The sequence below is a fragment of the Cedecea sp. genome, from assembly GCF_036500665.1.
Classification (GTDB): domain Bacteria; phylum Pseudomonadota; class Gammaproteobacteria; order Enterobacterales; family Enterobacteriaceae; genus Cedecea.
On the sequence record NZ_DASYBS010000102.1, the window covers coordinates 1 to 21,663 of the forward strand.

At 55.0% G+C, this 21,663-nt stretch carries 20 protein-coding genes and 1 pseudogene; 12 read left to right on the plus strand and 9 right to left on the minus strand.

Going from position 1 to position 21,663, the window contains the following annotated elements; all coding sequences use genetic code 11:
* Positions 1–138 precede the first annotated feature (138 nt).
* The 4 genes and pseudogenes from VGM55_RS16905 to cybB form a co-directional block, all read left to right on the plus strand.
* A pseudogene (locus VGM55_RS16905) lies at positions 139–240 on the plus strand (glutathione transferase); the annotation flags it as partial.
* Positions 232–687, plus strand: coding sequence for a GNAT family N-acetyltransferase (locus VGM55_RS16910; RefSeq protein ID WP_331636124.1), 456 nt, complete (start codon positions 232–234; stop codon positions 685–687). The pseudogene VGM55_RS16905 and the gene VGM55_RS16910, both read left to right, overlap by 9 nt.
* Before the next feature lie 86 nt (positions 688–773).
* Complete coding sequence (locus VGM55_RS16915; RefSeq protein ID WP_331636098.1) at positions 774–1,568, plus strand: YdcF family protein; 795 nt, start codon at positions 774–776, stop codon at positions 1,566–1,568.
* Positions 1,569–1,712: 144 nt separating this feature from the next.
* The gene (gene cybB / locus VGM55_RS16920; RefSeq protein WP_331636099.1) at positions 1,713–2,249 is read left to right on the plus strand and encodes a cytochrome b561; all 537 of its coding nucleotides are present in this window, start codon (positions 1,713–1,715) and stop codon (positions 2,247–2,249) included.
* Between the two features lie 38 nt (positions 2,250–2,287).
* Here cybB and VGM55_RS16925 read toward each other — a convergent pair whose 3' ends face one another.
* Positions 2,288–3,184 (minus strand): AraC family transcriptional regulator, encoded by an 897-nt coding sequence (locus tag VGM55_RS16925; protein ID WP_331636100.1) that lies wholly within the window; start codon positions 3,182–3,184, stop codon positions 2,288–2,290.
* A gap of 124 nt (positions 3,185–3,308) precedes the next feature.
* Here VGM55_RS16925 and VGM55_RS16930 point away from each other — a divergent pair, with 124 nt between their 5' ends.
* Positions 3,309–4,196, plus strand: a complete 888-nt coding sequence (locus VGM55_RS16930; RefSeq protein ID WP_331636101.1) for an SDR family oxidoreductase — start codon at positions 3,309–3,311, stop codon at positions 4,194–4,196.
* Between the two features lie 40 nt (positions 4,197–4,236).
* On the opposite strand, the gene VGM55_RS16935 is transcribed toward VGM55_RS16930, so the two are convergent.
* From VGM55_RS16935 to VGM55_RS16955, 5 genes are all read right to left on the minus strand, one after another.
* Complete coding sequence (locus tag VGM55_RS16935) at positions 4,237–6,504, minus strand: TonB-dependent receptor domain-containing protein (protein ID WP_331636102.1); 2,268 nt, start codon at positions 6,502–6,504, stop codon at positions 4,237–4,239.
* A 91-nt stretch (positions 6,505–6,595) separates the two neighbouring features.
* Positions 6,596–8,704, minus strand: a complete 2,109-nt coding sequence (locus VGM55_RS16940) for a S9 family peptidase (protein ID WP_331636103.1) — start codon at positions 8,702–8,704, stop codon at positions 6,596–6,598.
* A gap of 84 nt (positions 8,705–8,788) precedes the next feature.
* Entirely contained in the window at positions 8,789–9,577 is a 789-nt protein-coding gene (locus VGM55_RS16945) for a TonB family protein (RefSeq protein WP_331636104.1), read from the minus strand.
* 7 nt (positions 9,578–9,584) lie between these two features.
* A complete protein-coding gene (locus VGM55_RS16950; protein ID WP_331636105.1) occupies positions 9,585–10,457 on the minus strand; it encodes a ChaN family lipoprotein in 873 nt (290 codons plus the stop codon).
* 210 nt (positions 10,458–10,667) lie between these two features.
* Entirely contained in the window at positions 10,668–11,465 is a 798-nt protein-coding gene (locus VGM55_RS16955; RefSeq protein ID WP_331636106.1) for an SDR family oxidoreductase, read from the minus strand.
* A 117-nt stretch (positions 11,466–11,582) separates the two neighbouring features.
* Here VGM55_RS16955 and VGM55_RS16960 point away from each other — a divergent pair, with 117 nt between their 5' ends.
* The 5 genes from VGM55_RS16960 (at position 11,583) to VGM55_RS16980 (ending at position 16,276) form a co-directional block, all read left to right on the plus strand.
* Positions 11,583–12,527 carry a GlxA family transcriptional regulator gene (locus VGM55_RS16960; RefSeq protein WP_331636107.1) on the plus strand — a complete coding sequence of 315 codons (945 nt, stop codon included), beginning with the start codon at positions 11,583–11,585 and terminating at the stop codon, positions 12,525–12,527.
* Positions 12,528–12,598: 71 nt separating this feature from the next.
* A complete protein-coding gene (locus VGM55_RS16965; RefSeq protein WP_331636108.1) occupies positions 12,599–13,138 on the plus strand; it encodes a dihydrofolate reductase family protein in 540 nt (179 codons plus the stop codon).
* 121 nt (positions 13,139–13,259) lie between these two features.
* Positions 13,260–13,652 carry a tautomerase family protein gene (locus VGM55_RS16970; protein WP_154185707.1) on the plus strand — a complete coding sequence of 131 codons (393 nt, stop codon included), beginning with the start codon at positions 13,260–13,262 and terminating at the stop codon, positions 13,650–13,652.
* A gap of 1,201 nt (positions 13,653–14,853) precedes the next feature.
* On the plus strand, positions 14,854–15,129 hold the full coding sequence (locus VGM55_RS16975; RefSeq protein ID WP_154185705.1) for a metal/formaldehyde-sensitive transcriptional repressor: 276 nt from the start codon (positions 14,854–14,856) through the stop codon (positions 15,127–15,129).
* A gap of 28 nt (positions 15,130–15,157) precedes the next feature.
* On the plus strand, positions 15,158–16,276 hold the full coding sequence (locus VGM55_RS16980) for an S-(hydroxymethyl)glutathione dehydrogenase/class III alcohol dehydrogenase (RefSeq protein WP_154185703.1): 1,119 nt from the start codon (positions 15,158–15,160) through the stop codon (positions 16,274–16,276).
* Between the two features lie 72 nt (positions 16,277–16,348).
* Here VGM55_RS16980 and katG read toward each other — a convergent pair whose 3' ends face one another.
* The 3 genes from katG to VGM55_RS16995 form a co-directional block, all read right to left on the minus strand.
* Entirely contained in the window at positions 16,349–18,523 is a 2,175-nt protein-coding gene (gene katG / locus VGM55_RS16985) for a catalase/peroxidase HPI (RefSeq protein ID WP_331636109.1), read from the minus strand.
* 281 nt (positions 18,524–18,804) lie between these two features.
* Positions 18,805–19,362: a spermidine N1-acetyltransferase gene (gene speG / locus VGM55_RS16990; protein WP_154185699.1), complete on the minus strand. Its 558-nt coding sequence runs from the start codon at positions 19,360–19,362 to the stop codon at positions 18,805–18,807.
* Between the two features lie 65 nt (positions 19,363–19,427).
* Positions 19,428–19,829, minus strand: a complete 402-nt coding sequence (locus tag VGM55_RS16995; RefSeq protein ID WP_154185697.1) for a DUF1283 domain-containing protein — start codon at positions 19,827–19,829, stop codon at positions 19,428–19,430.
* A 103-nt stretch (positions 19,830–19,932) separates the two neighbouring features.
* Here VGM55_RS16995 and VGM55_RS17000 point away from each other — a divergent pair, with 103 nt between their 5' ends.
* Together VGM55_RS17000 and rspA are read left to right on the plus strand one after the other, a co-directional pair.
* The gene (locus VGM55_RS17000) at positions 19,933–20,259 is read left to right on the plus strand and encodes a YnfA family protein (RefSeq protein WP_154185695.1); all 327 of its coding nucleotides are present in this window, start codon (positions 19,933–19,935) and stop codon (positions 20,257–20,259) included.
* 184 nt (positions 20,260–20,443) lie between these two features.
* The gene (gene rspA, locus VGM55_RS17005; protein ID WP_154185693.1) at positions 20,444–21,658 is read left to right on the plus strand and encodes a starvation-sensing protein RspA; all 1,215 of its coding nucleotides are present in this window, start codon (positions 20,444–20,446) and stop codon (positions 21,656–21,658) included.
* Positions 21,659–21,663: the final 5 nt, after the last annotated feature.

The window sequence follows — 21,663 nt, forward strand, 5'->3', positions numbered from 1 at the left end:
CAACAAACGGTTACTGGAACGGCTGGGTCATATCCCACCGGCAGAAGCGGAAAAGGCCTGGTACGCTTCCATCGGGAATAAGGATCTGGCAGCCTGAGTTCACAGACAAAACACTCTCCCGGAAAACCGGGGCGGTTCAACTTTCTTGACCCCGATAACCACCAGCTAGAGCTGCACGTGGGGGATTTAGCCAGCCGCCTGGCGGCCTGCAGGGAAAAACCTTATCGGGGGATGACCTTCCAGGATACCGGGCTTACCGTGCGGCAAGCCTCTCTCACGGAGATCCTCGAGCTTTATCATCGTTTACCGGAGTTTGAAGATTGCCGAAGCGTGGCGGATCTTCAGGCGCGGCTCTCCAGTCGCCAGACCAGCCAGCTCATCGCCTGCGTTAATGACACTCCAGCCGGGTTCAAGCTTGGCTATGCGCTGAGCGAAACAGAATTTTACAGCTGGCTGGGCGGCGTTTTACCCGAGTTCAGACGGGACGGCGTCGCTCAGGCTTTACTGGTTGAGCAGGAAAAATGGGCGATGGAACAGGGCTACCGCACGCTTACCGTGAAAACCCGCAACAAGTTCCGTGGCATGCTGATGATGCTGCTCAAAAACGGCTACCAGCTGGTAGAGCTTGAGCAAAAGGGCACCCCAAACGAGCACCGCCTGCTGCTGCAAAAGTCGCTTTCCGTCTGATTGAGCCTTTTCAGCGGCATCTGATAGGCCCGGCGGATTGACCGGGTTAGGCTAGACACTGGTTTTTAACATGGAGGGACCAGCTGATGATGACATCCCCAACCCTGAGTAAACCCACTATCCAGGCCATTAACACTCTTGGACAATGGCTGGCGCAAAGCGATTTTACAGGTGCGCCGCAGGCTCAGGATGCCGAGCTGATTATCCTGGCCGGTAATGCCGTGATGCCAACCATTGACGCCGCCTGCGAGTTTGCCGCTAACGGTGAAAAAACGCTGCTGATCGCCGGCGGAATAGGCCATTCCACGACGTATCTCTACGCCGAAATAGCCCGTCATCCTCGTTATAACAGCATTCCCACTACCGGGCGTTCCGAAGCGGCAATCCTTAAGGATATTGCCCACCAGTTCTGGAAAGTCCCAAACGAAAAAATCATCCTCGAAGAGAAATCGACCAACTGCGGCGAAAACGCGCGCTTTAGCGTGGCTAAGATGGCCGAACTGGGCCTGAGCCCAACGCGCGTGTTGATTGTTCAGGACCCGACCATGCAGCGCCGCACCGTCGCGGCCTTCTCCCGAGTCTGGCAAGGTGATGCGCAGGCACCTGAATGGCTGAGCTGGCCGGGCGTAGTGCCGGAGTTAATTGCAGGCGAGCAGGGCACCGTTTTTGCCGGAGAGGCTGAGGGCCTGTGGCCGCTGGAGCGCTATGTATCGCTGGCGCTGGGTGAAATTCCTCGCCTGCGTGACGATGCAACCGGCTATGGTCCACAGGGGCGAGACTTCATCGTTCACGTTGATATTCCGCCGCAGGTGATGGCCGCCTGGCACGCTCTCCAGCAGGATATGGCGCTGAGCGCAATGATCCGCGAACGCGGGCTGTAAACCTCGGGCTTTGCCCTGAACACCGTTAAGGCTAAAAAATTACACGCTGAAACAAATTAACGTCCATAATACGTTGATGTTAATGCTCTTTTAATGTTTCTTCGTTATCCTCGCATTTAACGTTATTTCAGGGCAGGGTCATTCATGCGCACTAAATATACCTCGTTACAGATTTCGCTCCACTGGCTGGTCTTTTTGCTGGTTGTCGGAGCGTACTGCGCCATGGAACTGCGTGGATTTGCGCCACGTAGCTACCGGCCGCTCATCAATTCTATCCATTTCACCTGTGGGATTTCTGTGCTGGTGTTGATGGTCGCTCGTCTGCTGGTTCGCATTAAGTTCCGCGCACCTCCCATTGTGCCGAAGCCGCATCCGGCGGTTATCGGTATCTCCCACCTGGTCCACACGATTGTCTATCTGATGTTTATTGCGCTGCCGGTGCTGGGCTTTTTGACGATGTACTATCGCGGGAGTGAGTGGGTCGCTTTTGGCCTACAAATGCCGGTGGCGGCGGTGCCGGACGAAGACCTGGAGTTCAGCATCAAGTCCTGGCATGAACTTATCGCCAATACCGGCTATTTCGTTATCGGCATTCACGCCGTTGGCGCGCTGTTCCACCATTACGTCTGGAAGGACAATACGCTGCTGCGAATGATGCCGGGCAAGCGAGAGCGAGAATAATCTCCCGGCAGCGGTTGCTCCGGTGTGCCGTGCAGCCGCTAATTTTTTGAATACTGCCGGGGCGAGCAGCCCATCACCCGCTTGAACGCTTTCCCGAACGCACTTTCCGACTCGTAGCCTAAATCCGCTGCAATACGCGCCAGTGAATCTCCTGACTGGCGCAGCCTGTCGCAGGCCAGCATCATTCGCCAGCGCGTCAGGTAGTCGATAGCGGATGCGCCCGTCACCGCTTTAAACCGTGCAGCAAAAGCCGATCGTGACATCCCCACATGTTCTGCCAGTTTTTCAAGCGTCCAGCCAAACGCGGGATCTTTATGCATGCAGGTCAGGGCGAGGCTCAGCTGTTTATCCGCCAGAGCATAAAGCCAGCCGACCGCGGGCTGGTGGGTTAAGTGCAGCCTCAGCGCCTGGATAAGCATCATCCACGCCAGCTGCTGGGTTATCAGCGCGCTGCCGGGCCGGGGATTACGCACTTCGTCAGTCATTTGATCCAGCGCCCAGCGCATCGCCGCTTTGCTTTCCGGGTGCTGGATACAGACCACCGGCGGCAGAGAGCTCAGCAGCAGGTCGGCCGCTTCCCCGCTCAGCACAAAATGGCCGCCGACGAGGAAGCAGTTTTCCTGCTGGCCGGGGACAACATCTGGCCCCAGCTTTCCAGCCTCGCGCAGGGTATAGAAGTCCACCGGCGTGGCGTCAGGTTCAGTCGCCAGGCAAAACGGTGGCCCGGGCGGCAGAAGATAACCGTCTCCGGCCTGCAGCAGCAGCGGCTCGTTCATCCCCTCAACGGTGAGCCAGCAGCGCCCGGAAACCACGGCATAACATTTAATACCGGCATGCTCAGGCCACTGGATTGCCATCGTTTCGTGCAGAGCAACGCCGCCCGAGGCATAGCTCTGGGGTTTAAGCAGGGAAAGCAGTTCAGACAGCGGATCCATATCAACTCCGGACGATAAGACCAAAAATGGCGACTTTTGAACATTGTTCGTATTCTGCCCTCTGTTTACAGTAAATCCCGTCGGGCGGCAACTCAGTCCTTGGTTACGGTTTGGGATAAAGACTATGCGTATTTTTGTTACCGGGGCGACCGGTTTTCTTGGCTCGGCCATCGTTCAACAGCTGCTCGCGGCGGGGCATCAGGTGCTGGGGCTAACGCGATCCGAACTCGGGGCTGCGGCTCTGAAGTCATGGGGAGCGAAAGCACATTTTGGCGATCTGGATGACCTGGCCAGCCTGCAGCATGGGGCGGATCTTGCGGACGCTGTAATTCACACCGCTTTTAATCACGACTTTTCTACGTTTGTCGCCAACTGCGAGGCTGACGGCAAAGTGATTGGTGCGATGGGGGACGCGCTGGCGGGGTCATCGCGGCCTATGGTCATCACCTCTTTTGTGGCTATGGGGGCAACGGAACCGGGCAAACCAGCGACTGAAGCGGGCTATAACGTCCTGACGCCGAATCCGCGCAAAGTCACGGAAATCGCTGGAGTAAGCCTGCTTGAGCGGGGCGTTAACGCCTCGTTTGTTCGCCTGCCGCAGGTGCATGACACCGTCAGGCAAGGGCTTATCACTCCGCTGATTGAACTGGCGAGGGAGAAGGGCGTGGCGGCTTATATCGGAGAGGGCAAAAACCGCTGGTCGGCGGTACACGTGAGCGACGCGGTGCGTCTTTATGTTCTGGCGGTAGAAAGAGGAATGGCGGGCGAGCGATACAACGCCGTGGCGGAAGAGGGTATCACCACTAAAGAGATTGCGGAGGTAATTGGCCAGGGGCTTGGCGTACCGGTGTGCAGCATTGACGCCGACAAAGCCAGCGACCATTTTGGCTGGCTCGCTAACTTTGCCGCGCATGATATGTCGGCCTCAAGCCTTGAGACGCAGCAGAAAACGGGCTGGCGGCCCGTTGGCCCAGAGCTGATTGAGGATTTGCGGCACATGAAGTACCGCTAAACGTACATCGCCCGGATGCTTCCGGGCGATGGGGGGACGATCAGAAGCGAACTTCGCCGCCAAAGATCCAGGTTCTGCCGCGTGCGGTATTGGCCCGGCTCGCATCATCGCCCGGCCCAGGCATCATATTGAGCTTGTTCAGCGCCTCTGAGTAATCCCGGTTCATCAGGTTTTGCACCGTCAGCTTCAGCATCAGATTGCGGTTCACCTCGTAGGTGCCGTAGAGATCGATAATCGTCGGGATCTGCGGCAAATCCTCTTTAATGATGGCGCCCGTATGCTCATCGGTTTCAAAATCAGGCGACAGCCGGCGGGCTTTCCCGGTGTATTTGACGATCGTCCCGAGGGTCAGCGATTCATCGAAGAAACGCACCCCGGCATCCAGCGTCATATATTTTCTTGGCAGCTCGGTCATATCTCCGGCGCCGAAGTAGGTGCTGGCGATGGACGTTGGCTGGTCGGTTAGCTGCTGGCTGAAGGAGAGACGGGTGAAGGCGAACCCTGCGTCGTAGTCCATCTCCAGCTCAACGCCCTGGGCGGTGACGCCGGTGGCAGAGTTCACGTAGATGTACATATTGTCGCTGTAGTCGTCGCTCATGTCCGCCCAGTCGTTGCCAATGACCTCGGACATGCTGCATTTTCTCCCGCTGGAGCAGACCTGGTAAGATTCGCTGAAAATATAGTTCTGGATCCTGCTGCGATAGCCCAGCATTTTAAAGCGCAACGAATCTTGCTTAGCGATAAGGTCTTTGGTGTCGATATTAAAACCGACCTGCCAGGTTTCGGCGAGTTCAGGCTTTAAGAAGGGGTTCATGGAAGCCCCGCCGGAGTTGGAGAAAAACATCTCCTGAATATTTGGCGCACGCATCGACTTACTGTAGCCGACAAACGGCTGAAGCCAGGGGGTGACCTGAGCCGACAGCTGGGCCGACGGGTTAAAGCCGCTTTCTCGCTCATCGACGTCGTAACTTCCCTGCGGGACGCAGATAACGCGTTCGTCACAGGGCGGCTTGTGACCGGTGATTCTGTTTTGCGTGTAGTTGAGGTTCAAGTCTGCCTGCCAGATACCGCGCTTCACCTGCAGCCCGGTATATAACGCCGAAATATCCTGCCGCCCGGAAGGGGCGAACGGATTGTTTTCGATCGACTCCTGGTTGGTTTTCTCATCGCCTGCGGCGGAATTAATGAGCTTGGTGTAGCGGGTGCGCATCAGCTTGCCGCCCAGCGTAAACGCCAGGTCATTATCACCCAGGCTGAAACGGCTGACGTTGCTTATGTCCAGCGCATCGGAACGGTTTTGCGCGGACGTGCTGTAAAAGGTGTACAGCGACTCATCGCGGTATTTCTGATTGCCACGGCTGGTGCTGGCCGTGACGTTAAAATCAATCAGCTCAGAGAACGGGGCGTAGTGGTATTTAATATAATAATCGTCGCTGGTGATGTCGCGGCGCGAAAACTTATTTTCATAAGTTCGGGCAGACAGCTCAAAGCTATTAAATTCATCGGGCTTGATGTCCATTTTATAAAGCTGGGACTTCGGGTTCTGCTTCATGAATTTATCATAACCAAACTCTTCGCTATTAATGCCGGAGCCGTTGGAGAAATTCGAATAAATAGAGCTGCCGCTGATGGCGGCCATGGCGCCGAAGCTCCCGGTATCGGTGAAGGCGTCGGTTTTCCCTGCGGCGGCAATCATTCCGCTGCGCCCGATACCGTTGCTGCCTACCGAGAATCGCGATCTCAGTCCGTAATCATTGCCCTTAAAAATAACGTCATCCACGCCAAGGGTGCGCATATTTGCGCTTCCCGCCAGGGCGTTAATCCCCGCCGAGCCGCTGCTGTCACCGCGCGTGACGTCCACGCCGACCAAAAAGTTAGGATCGATGAGCACGCCGGCCTGGTTGTTGGTGGAGCCGTGAACGGTTGTGCCTGACGTGGTGGTGCCGTAAAAGCTTTGGGTAATTCCGTCTACCATGGTGTTAACCCGGCCAAAGCCGCTCATGCCGCGAATATTGACGCTCACCGTGCCCTGACCGGGATCGATTTGGGTATAGGTGCCGGGCATGCTCCGCAGCGTGGCGTCCAGGGACTGCAGGTTTTTTCCCGTGGAGCGAGAGCTGGTGGCGCCAGGTTTTTCCAGCGCTTCTTGTTCGCTGGTGATATTCCCGGCGGAAACGTTAAGCGGGCTAAATACCGCCGAGCCTTTTTTATCTCCGCTGCTTTTATCATTATTTTCTTGTGCCGCCCCGCTGGCGCTGAGCAATAGCATGCCCGAGCCGAGGGCAACGGCCAGTTTATTTACGTTCATACGTGTCCTTGAAGTATCGTAATAAAATAAAAGTTATTTTTATAATTATGTCGCTTTAACGAACCCTCCCCGATAAGGGAGGGGTTTCCGGTTAGCGCTGTTTATCTGCCTCCAGAATAAAACTGTATTCCAGCGCGGTATTTTCCAGGCGTTTTATTCGGCCTGATTTACCGCCATGCCCGGCCTGCATATCGGTCAGCAGAAGTATTTTGCCGGGGCCTTGCTGGTTTTCCCGCAGCTTAGCGACCCATTTGGCGGGTTCCCAATACTGCACCTGCGAGTCATTGAGGCCGCTGGTGACTAGCAGGTTAGGGTAGTGCGAAGGCTTCACGTTGTCGTACGGGCTCCAGGATTTGAGTCGCAGATAGTCTGCTTTCCGGTGTGGGTTACCCCATTCGTCATATTCGCCCACCGTGAGCGGCAGTGATTCGTCCAGCATGGTTGTCACCACATCCACAAACGGCACCTGCGCGACCACGGCGTTAAAGAGGGCCGGCTGCTGGTTGATGACGTTGCCAACCAGCAGGCCGCCCGCGCTTCCGCCCATGGCATAGAGCCTGCCGGCCTGGCCGAAGCCCTGTTTAACCAGGCTATGCGTGGCATCAAGAAAATCGTTGAAGCTGTTCTGCTTGTTCTCCAGTTTCCCCTGCTGATACCACTGCTGGCCCAGCTCGCCGCCGCCGCGCACGTGAACGATAGCAAAGACAAACCCGCGATCCAGCAGGCTCAGGCGGTTGGCGCTGAAGGCCGGATCCATGCTCATTCCGTAAGCGCCGTAGCCATACACCAGCAGCGGGCTGTGGCCCGGTTTGAACATTTTTTTGTTATAGACCAGCGAAACGGGCACCTTCACGCCGTCGCGTGCCGTGGTCCAAATCCGTTCGCTATGGTAGTCCTGCGGGTCGGTGTTATTCACCTCCTGCCGTTTAAGCAGGGTACGTTCCCCGCTGGCTAAATCCCATTCGTAAGTGCTGGTTGGGGTCGTCATCGAGGAGTAACCGTAGCGCAGCTTGCCGGACTGTGGATCCGGGTTGTAGCCGAGCCAGGCCATATAGCTGGCATCATCGAATTTCAGCGTTTGCTCACCGTGGTTCAGCCAGTGAATCTTGCGGATCTGGCTCAGCCCGTCCTGGCGTTCAGCCACCACCAGCCAGTCTTTAAACAGGGTGAACCCTTCCACCATTTTCCCAGGTTGAGGCGCGACAACGGGCCGCCATTTGTCACCCGGGGCGTGGCTTTTATACAGCCCGAAATTGGCACTTTCCTGATTTGCGCGCAGGTAGAAATCGTCGCCAAAATGATCGAGATAATACTCAATTCCGGGGCTGCGAACGGCGAACAGCACCGGCGGCGCTTCCGGCCTGTCGGCATCCAGCAGGCGTACTTCTGACGACGTGCTGGCGCTGAGCGTGATAATCAAATAACGATCGGACGAGGAGCGGGAGAGGCCGAGATAAAAGCCGCCATCTTTCTCCTGATAGACTAATTTATCTTCTGTCACCGGCGTCCCTGGCCGGTGCCGCCAGACCTGCGAGGGCACCAGCGTTTGGGGATCGTTGCGCACGTAGAACAGATAGTGACCATCGTTTGACCAGACCATATTCCCGGAGGTGTTGTCGATAGTTTCGGCGAGCCATTTTCCGCTTTGTAAATCACGTAGCGAGAGGCGGTATTGGCGGCGACCGGCGGTGTCTTCCGCGATAGCCATCATCTGGTTATCCTGGCTGACTACCAGGCCGCTTAGCTGATAATAGGCATGGCCTTTGGCGCGTTGATTCCCGTCAACCAGCGTCTGCCATTCGTTTTTACTTCCTGCTGGCTGGCGCTGGCTGACGGCATAATCCTGCCCGGCCAGGTAAACGTCCTGATAGAGGTAGCCATTGCGCTGGAAGGGGACCGAGCGATTTTCCGGGCTCATCCGCGCGACCATCTCCTGATACAACTTCTCCGTTAATTCAGTGGCGGGCTGGAGAGCCTGACGGGCATAGTTATTTTCATCTTCCAGGTGACGCAGTACCTTTGCGTCACTGCGGCTGTCGTCCCTGAGCCAAAAATAGTTATCCACGCGGATATCGCCATGTTCAATCAGCTCGTGGGGGATTTTTTCCGTAGCGGGCGGCCGGGGCATGTCGGCGGCAGCGCAGCTCGCGTAAAGCGAACAGGCGATGAACAGCGGCGTAGCTTTCCATAGTTTTTCCATAATACGTCCTTAGCGTCAGGCGACAGGGCGCCCTGCCGAAATAGTCAGCATAAAAATAAAATTCAGGTAGCGGGGAGCGTAGCGCTAGCTTCGGCCCAGCTCCGTCAGGTCAAAGTTTATTGGCATCATCACGCTATAAACGCCTCCCTTTAAGCGTTCGGTGGGTGGTTTGGGCAGCGGCCGGGCGCGCTCTAAAACCTCAATCGCTTCGCGGTCAAGCGAGCGTGTTCCCGACGAGCTGCTCAGCGAACTTCCAATAACCTCTCCCGCAGCGTTCACGGTAAACGTCACGACCGAGATGCCCGTGCGGGCGCGCTTGCGGGCGTCAGCAGGGTAGCGTTTAAAGCGGTTAAGATGGCCTTTTACGCGGCTCTCCCAGGAGTCTTCAAGGCTGTTTTGTTTCGCGGCATCGCTGTTGTACGGCGCGGCAATGCGGGATGAAACAACGCTGGCCTGAGGCGCGGCATTGGTCGAGACGGACGCCTGGCTATTGTCGCTGGTTTGCTCCCTGACGTTGCGCGGCGGACGCGGTTTCTTCTTCTCGCCTTCGGCAGCTTTTTTCTGCCGGGTGACTTCAATCACCGCGTTTTTATCCTCCGGCAGCGGCCTCTGCTGATTGTCTTCGGCCTGCTGTTTTTCCTCTGCGGCCGCAGACTCCTGCTGTGTAATCCCCACGGGAAGCGGCTGCTTCGAGGCCGGTGCTTCGATGTTATCCGACCACTGCAGCATCACGGCGGGTGCAGGCTGTAAGGCAGGCTGCACCTCCGTTGCCTGCCAAATCAGGGCTAAAAAAAGCAGGCCGTGCAGGAGCAAAGAAACGGTAAACCACACGCCTTTTCCGCTTGTCGGATGCGCATAAAATGTATCTGTCATTCCCGGCTTACCGTTTTGCGGCGGCCGGGGCGACAAACCAGACGTAATCAGCCTGAGCCTCGGTGACGTTCATGCCTTTTTCCGCCAGCATCAGCACAACCGGCCGTGATGAAGGGGAGAGATCTTCCATATGCAGCGGAACGCCGAAGCTTTTAGACGCGTGGTAGCCGCCGGCAATCAACAGCGCCGGAGCGGGGGCATTCAGCAATTGTTGCGCCATATAGCGGTCACGCTGCTGCTGAATCGCCAGCATCGCTGTCAGCTGCTGGCCTTCAATATTCCCCTCGTGCATCGCAATAATGGTCTCCGTCAGCGCGGCCTGCACGGCAGGGGCCGTCGAAAGTTTGCCTTCAGGGAAATGCGGCTCTTTATAAAGACGCATTATCTCGTCGCGGTTGATATTCGCATTGAGCAGAGGGTAAGGGGCACGAAGCGCCTCGGTGACAACGCCGCCGTACATCTCCCACGGCCAGCCTTTTTGCCAGCTAAGCAGTTCCTGGATATGGCTATCCCGCACCAGCGGGTCTTCCTTCAGCCAGCTTTTAACCCTGGTGACGCGTGGCTGCTGGCCAGCCGTCAGCATCTCCAGCAGCACGCTGCCCTGCGGGCGTTCCCGCTGCAGGTTTTGCATCAGCCAGAGCTCAATCTGATGATGTTCGGCGTTATCGTGTTTTTCGCCGACGATAAGCCGTTGAGCGCCAGCGAGCTTTACCAGCAGCTGCCGATCGGTGAGCATTTCGCCGCTGTGCAAATCAATGATTTGCCCGCGAGTCATCGCGACCTGGCTGGCCGCTGGAGGAGTGTGAGTGGTTTGGCTGCAGGCGCTGAGGCCCAGGCTGGCTAACGCTGTCAAAGACGCAAGGATCAATTTTTTACGCATATCTTTTGCCCGGAGGTAGCCTTCACTGGCTGTTTATATTGATATCGATGATGTATAGCGGGCGGGATGTTAACAAACAAAGCGATCAAATGATACTCATTATCATTTGTATTTAATTGGTAAGGTTATGCTATGCGCTGCCGATCTCATTGATCGTAGCGATAATGCCGCCGGAAGGCGGCATCTTGCGGGATAAAATAGTGCGTAAGGTTATCTGGCGTAACGCGGGGCTGGTTGGGCTGCGCTCAGGCGGGTGCTAATCGCCCGGCGTTCGGCTTCCCAGTTATCCCAGTCGCTGCCTGCTTGTAATGCAGGGATAGTGACTTTCTCACCGGCGTCAAGGCCGACCAGTGAGGCATCGACCATATCTTCGGTGCTCATCACCCAGCTTTGCGGCAGGTTTTCATGGCCGCCAACGCCGGCGATGTTCCAGAAGTCCGTGGCGGTTGCGCCTGGCAACACGGCCTGAATACGCACGCCGGATCCCGCCAGTTCATGCTGCAAAGAGTGGCTCAATGCCAGCACATAAGCTTTGCTGGCGCCGTAAACGCCGTTCAGCAATTCAGGCGCGATGGCCACAATCGAGGCGATATTGATGATGGTGCCGTGTTTCCGGGCTGCCATCGCCGGGGCTGCCGCATAGGTCAGGCGGGTTAAAGCGGTAACGTTGAGGTCTATCATCGCCGTCATTTCATCCACGCTGGCTTCCAGTACGCTTTCTTTTGAGCCGAAGCCAGCGTTGTTAACCAGCAACGAAATAGACGTGTCGTTTTTTAGCCGCGTTTCGAGCTGAAGCAGTTCTGCCGCGTTACCCAGATCGGCAGTGACGACCTCAACCGCTTGCCCGCTTTCCTCGCGAATGCGTCGGGCAACCTGGTTCAGGCGATCGGTATTGCGGGCGACCAGAATCAGGTCATAGCCGCGTTTAGCGAGACGGGCAGCGTAGACTGCGCCGATGCCGCCGGATGCGCCTGTGACCAGGGCGGTGCCTTTAGATGCGTTGCTCATTGTGTGACTCCTGAAAAGGGGGGTAATTGACGAAAGCAACATTAACACTGGCTTTTTTTGTCTTAAATGTCATATAACCGTCTTTTTATGACATCATTAAATGCGGCGGTGCTTATCATGCAGAAAGTAGGTTTTGTCGTGACTCCCGGTTATTCCACCATGGGATTTGCCGTCATCACGGCGTTTGAAGTCGCTAACCTGATGGCGAGCGAGCCGGTTTATGAGCTGCATTTGCTGTCAGAGCACGGCGGCAGGGTGCCTACATCGGCAGGGTTTGACGTGGTGACCGAGTCAATGGCCGATACGCAGTACGATCTCCTGCTGTTCGGCGCCACCATGGAACAGGCTTCTCCCGCGACCATCGAGTTTGTTCGCCAGGCGGCGGCCTATGCGCGTCGCGTAGCCGCCGCCTGCCTGGGGACATTTTTATTGGCCGAAGCCGGATTGCTGGAGGGCAGGCGAGCCACCACGCACTGGATGTACGCGCGCGCGCTACAGCAGCGTTTTCCTGGTATCAGCGTGGAAGAAGACAAGATTTTTATTTGCGACGGGCCTTACTGGACTTCAGCAGGCATGACGGCAGCCATCGATCTGGCTTTGGCGCTGATTGAAGACGACCTGGGGCCGGATATCGCTCGTACTATAGCCCGAAAGTTGGTGCTCTATCATCGCCGCTCCGGCGGCCAGTCGCAGTTTTCTTCCCTGCTTGAGCTGGAGCCAAAATCGGACCGTATTCAGAAAGTGATGACTTACGCCCGTGCCCATTTGGAAAACGCGCTCAGCGTTGAGGAACTGGCCGCGGTGGCCAGTTTATCGCCCCGGCAGTTTAGCCGCAGTTTTCAGGCAGAAACCGGGCAGTCGCCCGCGCGGGCGATAGAGCATTTGCGCCTTGAGTCCGCCCGCATGCTGCTTGAAACCAGCGCCCGTTCCATCGACGAAGTTGCCCGGCAAACCGGGTTTGGCGAGCGCGACAGAATGCGCCGCGCGTTCCTTCGTGCCTACGGCCAGCCGCCGCAGGTGATACGCCGCCAGGCGCGAGGGGATGAAGAAATGCAAGCCTAAAACTGGCAGTGGCGATGTATTTTTATCCCTGTATTATCAGGCGCATAATTGTCTGACTGAGAGGGAAAAGGATGGCAGATTTGGTCTATTACGTAGCCGTGACGCTGGATGGTTACATTGCCGACAGCGACCACAAGCTGGACTGGTTAATGGCCTTCCCGCTGGGGGATGACGCGACGCCATACGATGATTTCTATCGGACCGTCGGGGCGGTGATCATGGGGGCTGAAACCTACAGCTGGATCCTCGAAAATTCGCCAGAGGCCTGGCCTTATGCCAACGTTCCGGCATTTATCGTCACGCATCGTTCGCTCTCCATTCCTGAGGGGAAAAACATCACCCTGGTGCAGGGCGCTGCCTCCATGGTTGCGGCGCAGGCGCGTATGGCCGCCAAAGGCAAAGACGTCTGGCTGGTCGGCGGAGGCAAAACCGCCGCCCTGTTTGCAGAAGCCGACGAGCTGCAGCGCCTGTTTATCACCCAGATCCCGGTCGTTATCGGGGCGGGGATACCGCTGCTGCCGGTGAGTAAGGTGTTGAACCTTAAGCCAGTCACGCAAAAGGTGCTGAAAAGCGGGGCTGTTGAGTTGGTTTGTGATGTGGTGGTGGGATAAAAAAGTGAAGTATGCAGAAGCCGCGGGAGTCATCAGCCTGGTTACAGCGCGAAACAGTTTTCAGGCTATCTATAAGAGCGGAAGGCAGTAGACTCTTTTTACTATCCTGAGGAGCCAGACCATGCCTGTATTTACTGTCACGCTGCGAAGCACCGGTACGTTAGATAAAAAAAGAATTTCGGCTGCCATTCACGCTGCCACAGTCACAACCGGCTACCCCCATAACGATCTGTTCCAGCGCTTTATGAGTCTCGACGACGATTCGTTTTATGTGGACCCAACATATCCTGACCTTGAACGCCCGCGGAGTGCTAATTTCGTGCTGATTGAAGCGGCGTTGTCCTCTGGTTCGCCTGATGCCCGCAAGCAGTTGCTCCTGCAGTCACTGGTTCACGAGCTTGAGCTGATTGGGCTGGACAGCAACGATCTGATGGTGCTTTTCAGTGAGATCGATCGCCTGAACAGTTCATTCGGCGGGGGCAGAAGAGCCTCACCTGTCTCGATGTCACAATAAGGCCGGGCGTGTATCGTATGTGCAGGCTTTAATTTTCCACAACCAATCGATAATTAGATAAAATATAAATTCATCTATAACCTCTAAGTTTGCAATAATGGATGCAAATTGTCCGACATTCGATTTAAGGTACATTTTTATGCTTTATACGACTTTATGGTTACGTAAGGGTACCAACCAGTCAACAGTGATCCAACTGATAAAAGCCTTTGATGCTCAGGGGCCTGGCATGCCGGTTTATTGACGAGGGATCGGTACTGACGGTGAAATGTGGCACTAAGCCACAAAAGGACTATAGAAATAATGGAGGATAGCAGATTGATAAATAACACGTTGAAATCAGCGATAATTTGGGGGGCTGTCAGTTTTTTATTGCTTTATAGAACATTCCCGTCCGATGTTACTTTGTGGTGGAATGTTTTAACTCAATGGAATATTCCTGTCTGGCAACTAATAGTAACATGGGCAACAGGTATAATACCAGCTTTGATACCATTGATGTGCTTCATCTTATTGAGTTCCAATAAGAAACTTGGGGGGGTGTATATTATACTGTTGCCTTTTATTGCATGGCTGTTTGGCCGGTTTATACTTGTAATAATAATATGGTTTGTTACGTTTAAAATAAGTAATGAACCTCCTTATTCTGGAGGTTTTCAAAATACCATTGTCCCTCAGATAGGAATTATGTACTGGAACTCACACACTTTGGTTTCTGCGTTAATTATTATAACCTGTAGTTATGCTTTCTGGCGTGAGCGCAGATTATTAAATGCCTGAGTCATATAGTATATTAAATTATCCCCGACGTTGTCCGGGAAGTCGTACATGCCCAATCATTGTCCCTTAGGGAAATATATTTCAGAAGGAATTTCAGCATGTTTGAGCTTTTACTCTACATATACCGGTCCATCCAGAGGAAGTTCACTACTTTCTTAACGTGAGTTTTGGTTCCACTGAGCGTCAGACTCCAGGACCGTTCAAACCGGCGTGGATTTCACAGCTCACCATAGATCGCGAATGCGGCCGCGCTTAACGTAGAAAAACGCTGGGCAGATTTGGGGGCATGTCAATGACTGTATATGTCCCCAGATGTCTGTTTGTGGTTACTTTTAAGTGGCTGATAATTATATAAAATATAAGATTATCAATAGCCTAAAGATTACGGTACTATACCCCCCTACAGTATAAAGGGGCGGCTATGCCACACTCTCCGGAAGACAAAAAACGCATTTTGACCCGTGTCAGGCGCATTCGTGGGCAGACGGAAGCGCTGGAGCGCGCGCTGGAAAACGGCGAGCCTTGTCTCGCTATTTTGCAGCAGATCGCGGCCGTTCGCGGCGCAGCAAACGGCCTGATGGGCGAAATGATGGAAATTCACCTTAAAGATGAGCTGGTCACCGGCGACACGTCTGAAGAGCAGCGCGCGCTGCGCATGGCGGAAGTCGGGGCTTTGCTACGTTCTTATCTAAAATAAAAACACCCTCACCAAAAGGAAGAAAACGATGAAATCACGTGCTGCGGTGGCCTTTGGGCCGGGTAAACCTTTAGAAATTGTTGAAATCGACGTTGCGCCACCGCAAAAAGGTGAAGTGTTGGTGAAAATCACCCACACCGGCGTCTGCCATACCGATGCTTTTACGCTCTCCGGCGACGATCCGGAAGGCGTGTTCCCGGCGGTACTGGGCCACGAAGGCGGCGGTATCGTGGTTGAAGTGGGCGAGGGCGTGACCAGCCTGAAGCCGGGCGATCACGTCATTCCGCTTTACACCGCAGAATGCCGCGAGTGTAAGTTCTGTAAATCCGGCAAAACGAACCTTTGTCAGGCGGTTCGCGCCACACAGGGGAAAGGACTGATGCCGGATGGCACGACCCGCTTCTCCTACAAGGGCGAGCCCATTTATCACTACATGGGTACCAGCACCTTCAGTGAATACACCGTTGTGGCGGAGATCTCCCTGGCGAAGGTAAATCCTCAGGCGCCGCTGGACAAAGTCTGTCTGCTTGGCTGCGGCGTAACGACAGGTATTGGCGCAGTTCACAACACGGCGAAGGTTAAAGAAGGCGATACCGTTGCGGTATTTGGCCTCGGTGGTATCGGCCTGGCGGTCATTCAGGGCGCGGTGCAGGCAAAAGCCGGGCGCATTATTGCCATTGATACCAACCCTGAGAAATTTACCCTCGCCCGCGAAATGGGCGCGACCGACTGTATCAACCCGAAAGATCACGAGAAGCCAATTCAGGACGTGATCGTTGAGCTGACGGACGGCGGGGTTGATTACAGCTTCGAATGCATCGGCAACGTGAACGTGATGCGATCCGCGCTGGAATGCTGCCACAAAGGCTGGGGAGAGAGCGTGATTATCGGCGTGGCCGGTGCGGGTCAGGAAATTAAAACTCGCCCATTCCAGCTGGTTACCGGCCGCGTATGGCGGGGCTCAGCGTTTGGTGGCGTGAAGGGGCGCACACAGCTGCCGGGCATGGTGGAAGATGCCATGGCGGGCAAGATTAATCTCGATCCGTTCATCACTCACCGTATGCCGCTGGATAAGATCAACGAGGCCTTTGATCTGATGCACGAAGGCAAATCAATTCGCACCGTGATCCACTTCGGCGAAGAATAAGCAGTAAAAAGGGAAGGCGTAATACCTTCCCTTATTGAGAGAAAAAACAGGAGGCTAAAAGCCTCCTTTTGTTTATTGCTGCAGGTCGAAACGGTCAAGGTTCATGACTTTCGTCCACGCGGCAATAAAGTCTTTGGTGAATTTCTCTTCTGCATCCTGGCTGGCATAGACTTCCGCAAGCGAGCGCAGTACCGCGTTAGAACCGAAGACTAGATCGGCGCGGGTGCCGGTGTATTTCACTTCACCGCTGAGGCGATCGCGGCCCTCAAACAGTTCGCTGCCGCCGTCAACGGCTTTCCACTCGGTGCGCATATCCAGCAGATTGACGAAGAAATCATTCGTCAGCTCGCCCGGACGAGAGGTCAGCACGCCGTGCTGGCTTTCATCGTAGTTAATCCCAAGCGCACGCAAACCGCCGATCAGCACCGTCAGCTCAGGCGCGGTCAGCGTCAGCTGCTGCGCTTTGTCGATCAGCAGTGCTTCGGTCGACGTGGCATTGGCGACACGGCGGTAGTTTCTGAAGCCATCGGCGGCCGGTTTCAGCAGCTCAAAGGATTCGATGTCGGTCTGCTCCTGAGTGGCGTCAACGCGACCCGGCGTAAACGGCACTTTGCTGTGGCTGGCCTTCTCAATACCCACCACGCCGGCCAGCACGATAACATCGGCCAGAGATGCTTTACCGGAGGCCTTTTGAATGGCTTCCAGCACCGGCAGGGCGCGAGCCGCAACGGCGTTGACTTCCCAGCCACGCTGTGGCGCGAGAGCCAGTCGGGCACCGTTCGCGCCGCCGCGTTTGTCGCCGCCACGGAAGGTTGAGGCTGAAGCCCACGCGACAGACACCAGTTCGCTGACGGACAGGCCAGAGTCAGCAATAGTTTGCTTCAGAGCTTCAATATCCGCGCTGGACGGGGCGTGCGTGGCTTGCGGTAACGGATCCTGCCAAATCAGATCTTCTTTTGGCACCTCCGGCCCGATGTAGCGCGCTTTTGGCCCCATATCGCGATGCGTCAGTTTATACCAGGCGCGGGCGAAGGCTTCGTTGAAGGCCTGCGGGTCGTTCAGGAAGCGGCGAGAAATCTTCTCGAACTCCGGGTCGAAGCGCAGCGTAAGATCGGTCACCAGCATCGTTGGTTTGCGTTTTTTGGACGGGTCAAAAGGATCGGGAATGATATCCGGGCCGTTGGTCGCCTCAAACTGAATAGCGCCTGCCGGGCTGCGGGTTTGCACCCAGTCATAGCCGAACAGGTTTTCAAAGAAGTAGTTGCTCCACTGGGTTGGCGTTTGCGTCCAGACCACCTCCAGACCGGAAGTGATGGCATCTGTGCCTACGCCGCTGTTGTAGCTGTTTGCCCAGCCAAGGCCCTGTGCTTCGAGCGGTGAAGCTTCCGGATCGGCACCCACGTGGGTGGCGGCGGCAGAGCCGTGCGTTTTACCTAAAGTGTGGCCCCCGGCAATCAGCGCGACGATCTCTTCGTCGTCCATACCCATGTTACCAAAGGTGGCACGAATAGCAGGCGCTGCTGAAAGCGGGTCACCGCTGTGCTCGGGGCCTTCCGGGTTCACGTAAATCAGGCCCATTTCGGTGGCGCCAAGCGGTGCCTGAGCCAGCGATTCCGGATGGCGGTGCTCAAGCCACTCTTTCTCGCTGCCCCAGTTAACATCAAGGTCTGGTTCCCACACGTCTTCACGACCGGCACCGAAGCCAAAGGTACGGAAGCCCGCATTTTCCAGCGCCACGTTGCCGGCAAGAATAATCAGGTCAGCCCAGGAAATTTTCTGGCCATATTTTTGTTTAACAGGCCACAGCAGACGGCGGGATTTATCAAGGCTGACGTTATCTGGCCATGAGTTAAGAGGAGCAAAACGCTGTTGACCACGTCCGGAGCCACCGCGGCCGTCGCGGGAACGATAGGTTCCTGCGCTGTGCCACGCCATGCGGATGAAGAGACCAATATAGCTGCCCCAGTCTGCAGGCCACCAGGACTGAGAATCCGTTAACACCGCTTTGATGTCGCCTTTCAGGGCGTAGTAATCGAGTTTGCTGAATTCTTTGCGGTAGCTGAAGTTGCCGTCCAGTGGGTTAGAGCGGTTGGAGTGTTGGTTCAACAGGTCGACGCGCAGTTGATGCGGCCACCAGTCCTGATTGCTGGTTCCCTCGCCGGCGATATCCGTGCTCTGGCCGTGGTGAAATGGGCACTTTCCTGCGCCCGCTGAGGAAGCGTCGTGTAAGTCAGTAGAATTGCTCATTTTGCTCTCCGTTATATGTATGCCCGCTAACGATAGTCTGTACGATCGATAATTAATATCTGAATGGGCCTACGAATTTGATAGCCGTTACCTTTTAAACGCAAAATTATACGACCCTATTATTTTAGTTCTGATTGATCGGTTTGCCGGGAAAACGCGTCCGACTGGCTGGAAAATAAGCGAAACGGGAAAAGGAGGACAAGCCGCTGTCGTGGAGGTTTCATGCGGCGGCAGGTGAACATGCATCAGGAATGTGGTTCACCTGCGCCGGGGCGCAATTGTTACTGAGCGGTTGGTTTTAGCAGGGTGTTTTCAGGCGCTTTCTGCGCCAGGAACTGATGCTGGAAAATGCACATGCGAATGGCATCGCGGTACTGACCGTTAATGAAGAATTCGTGAATCAGCTCGCCTTCGACGATAAAGCCCAGCTTTTTGTAAATATGTACCGCTTTCTCATTCTCTTTATCGACAATCAGGTAGAGCTTGTAGAGATTGAGCACGGTAAAACCGTAATCCATCGCCAGCTTGGCGGCGCGAGAAGCGAGCCCCTTGCCCTGAAACTCCGGGGTGATGATTATCTGAAACTCAGCCCGGCGGTGAATATGATCGATTTCTACCAGCTCCACCAGCCCGGCGTTCACGCCGTTGCAGTCGATCACAAAACGGCGTTCACTCTGATCGTGGATGTGTTTGTCATACAGGTCGGAAAGCTCAACGAATGCCTCGTAAGGCTCTTCAAACCAGTAGCGCATCACGCTGGCGTTATTATCCAGCTGATGGACAAAGCGGAGGTCTTCGCGCTCAAGTGGGCGAAGTCTGATAGACAGTTCATGACTCATAGCAAATCCTTGCGCGGATGATAGGGAGGCGACTGCGGGCAGAAGCCTCGTTTGGACAGGTTTAATTATGGATTAGCTACGCGGCCGGTGCGACGATCCAGGCAACGCAAGGTATTTGGTTCCCAGTAAACGTTCACATTTGCACTCTGCTGGCATTTATCAAAATTGTCCTGTGCGGCATCCTGTTTATCCCAGTTTTTATCACCGCGTGCAGACTCACGGTCGAACACTTTTTCGTTGTGGCGGTTGATCTTATGGCGCAAGGTACGGGTGTCGTTCCACTGTTCTTTTTCTTCCGCCGCACGCTGGCGGGTCAGTGAATTTTCCTGGCCGCCGACGGCGTTCCCGGAACCCGGCTGGACAACGACAAAGTTGGTGTCTGCCTGAACCGGTACGGAAACCATGAATGCGGCACCCAGCAAGGCTAACGGCATCCATGACAGAGACTTACGAAGGATTGAGTTCATTGTGATTTCCTTTTAGGTTTAACGAAACTAATCATATCATTGGGCTTAGTGGGCGCCTAATTACGCCGCTCATGGACACCATTATTACTGAATAAAAGACAATATGATCAAAACAACCCTGCTGTTTTTTGCTACCGCACTGGCGGAAATTATTGGCTGTTTCCTGCCGTGGCTATGGCTGAAGCGCAATGGTTCACCGCTATTATTGCTTCCTGCCGCGCTGTCACTGGCGATATTTGTCTGGCTCCTGACGCTGCACCCGGCAGCTAGCGGACGAGTCTATGCGGCCTACGGCGGCGTTTATGTGGTTACCGCGCTGCTGTGGCTGAGAATTGTGGATGGCGTAAAGCTCAGCGTCTATGACTGGACGGGGGCAGTCATTGCGTTCTGCGGTATGCTAATTATCGTTGCCGGTTGGGGCCGGGCCTGATTTTCCTGTGTTTTTTCCTGCCTGATTTTTCTCTCATTCAAATTGTAACCGTTTCATAAAGTCACATTTTAAATGTGACTTATCTACGATTATCGACATTTGCATACTTGTATGGTAGTTAATTGGGGAGTAACTTCTGCACGAATATTTACCGTTGTAGCAATTTGCCGTAAGGAAACAATGAATGAAAATCGTAAAGGCTGAGGTATTTGTCACTTGTCCTGGACGTAACTTTGTTACGTTGAAAATCACCACGGATGACGGATTAACGGGTCTGGGCGACGCTACGCTTAACGGTCGCGAGTTGTCGGTAGCGTCTTATCTTAAAGATCATCTCTGCCCGCAGCTCGTTGGGCGTGACGCGCACCGAATCGAAGATATCTGGCAGTTTTTCTATAAAGGGGCGTATTGGCGCCGTGGCCCGGTCACCATGTCCGCCATCTCGGCCATTGATATGGCACTTTGGGATATCAAAGCAAAAGCAGCCGGAATGCCGCTTTACCAGTTGTTAGGCGGGGCCTCTCGTGAAGGCGTAATGGTCTACTGCCATACAACCGGTCATTCCATTGATGAAGTACTGGACGACTACGCTCGCCATAAAGAGATGGGTTTTAAGGCCATTCGCGTGCAGTGTGGCGTACCGGGCATGAAAACCACCTATGGTATGGCAAAAGGGAAAGGGCAGGCTTATGAACCTGCGACGAAAGGAGACTGGCCGGAAGAGCAGCTGTGGTCCACCGAAAAATACCTCGACTTTACGCCAACGCTGTTCGATGCGGTTCGTTCGGCGTTCGGCTTTGACGAGCATCTGCTGCACGACATGCACCACCGCCTTACGCCGATCGAAGCGGCGCGGTTTGGTAAGAGCATTGAAGATTACCGTCTGTTCTGGATGGAAGATCCGACGCCAGCGGAGAACCAGGAATGCTTCCGCCTGATCCGCCAGCATACGGTGACGCCGATTGCCGTCGGTGAAGTGTTTAACAGCATCTGGGACTGCAAGCAGCTTATTGAAGAGCAGCTCATCGATTACATCCGTACCACCATCACCCATGCGGGCGGTATTACCGGCATGCGCCGTATTGCTGATTTTGCCTCTCTCTACCAGGTTCGCACCGGCTCTCACGGCCCCTCTGATTTGTCACCGGTTTGTATGGCCGCCGCGCTGCACTTCGATCTCTGGGTGCCAAATTTCGGCGTGCAGGAATATATGGGGTATTCCGAGCAGATGCTGGAAGTCTTCCCGCATAGCTGGACGTTCGATAAAGGGCTGATGCACCCTGGCGAGAAACCTGGGCTAGGTATCGAGTTCGACGAAAAGCTCGCGGCTAAATATCCCTACGAACCGGCTTATCTCCCGGTAGCACGTCTGGAAGACGGAACGCTCTGGAACTGGTAACTGAA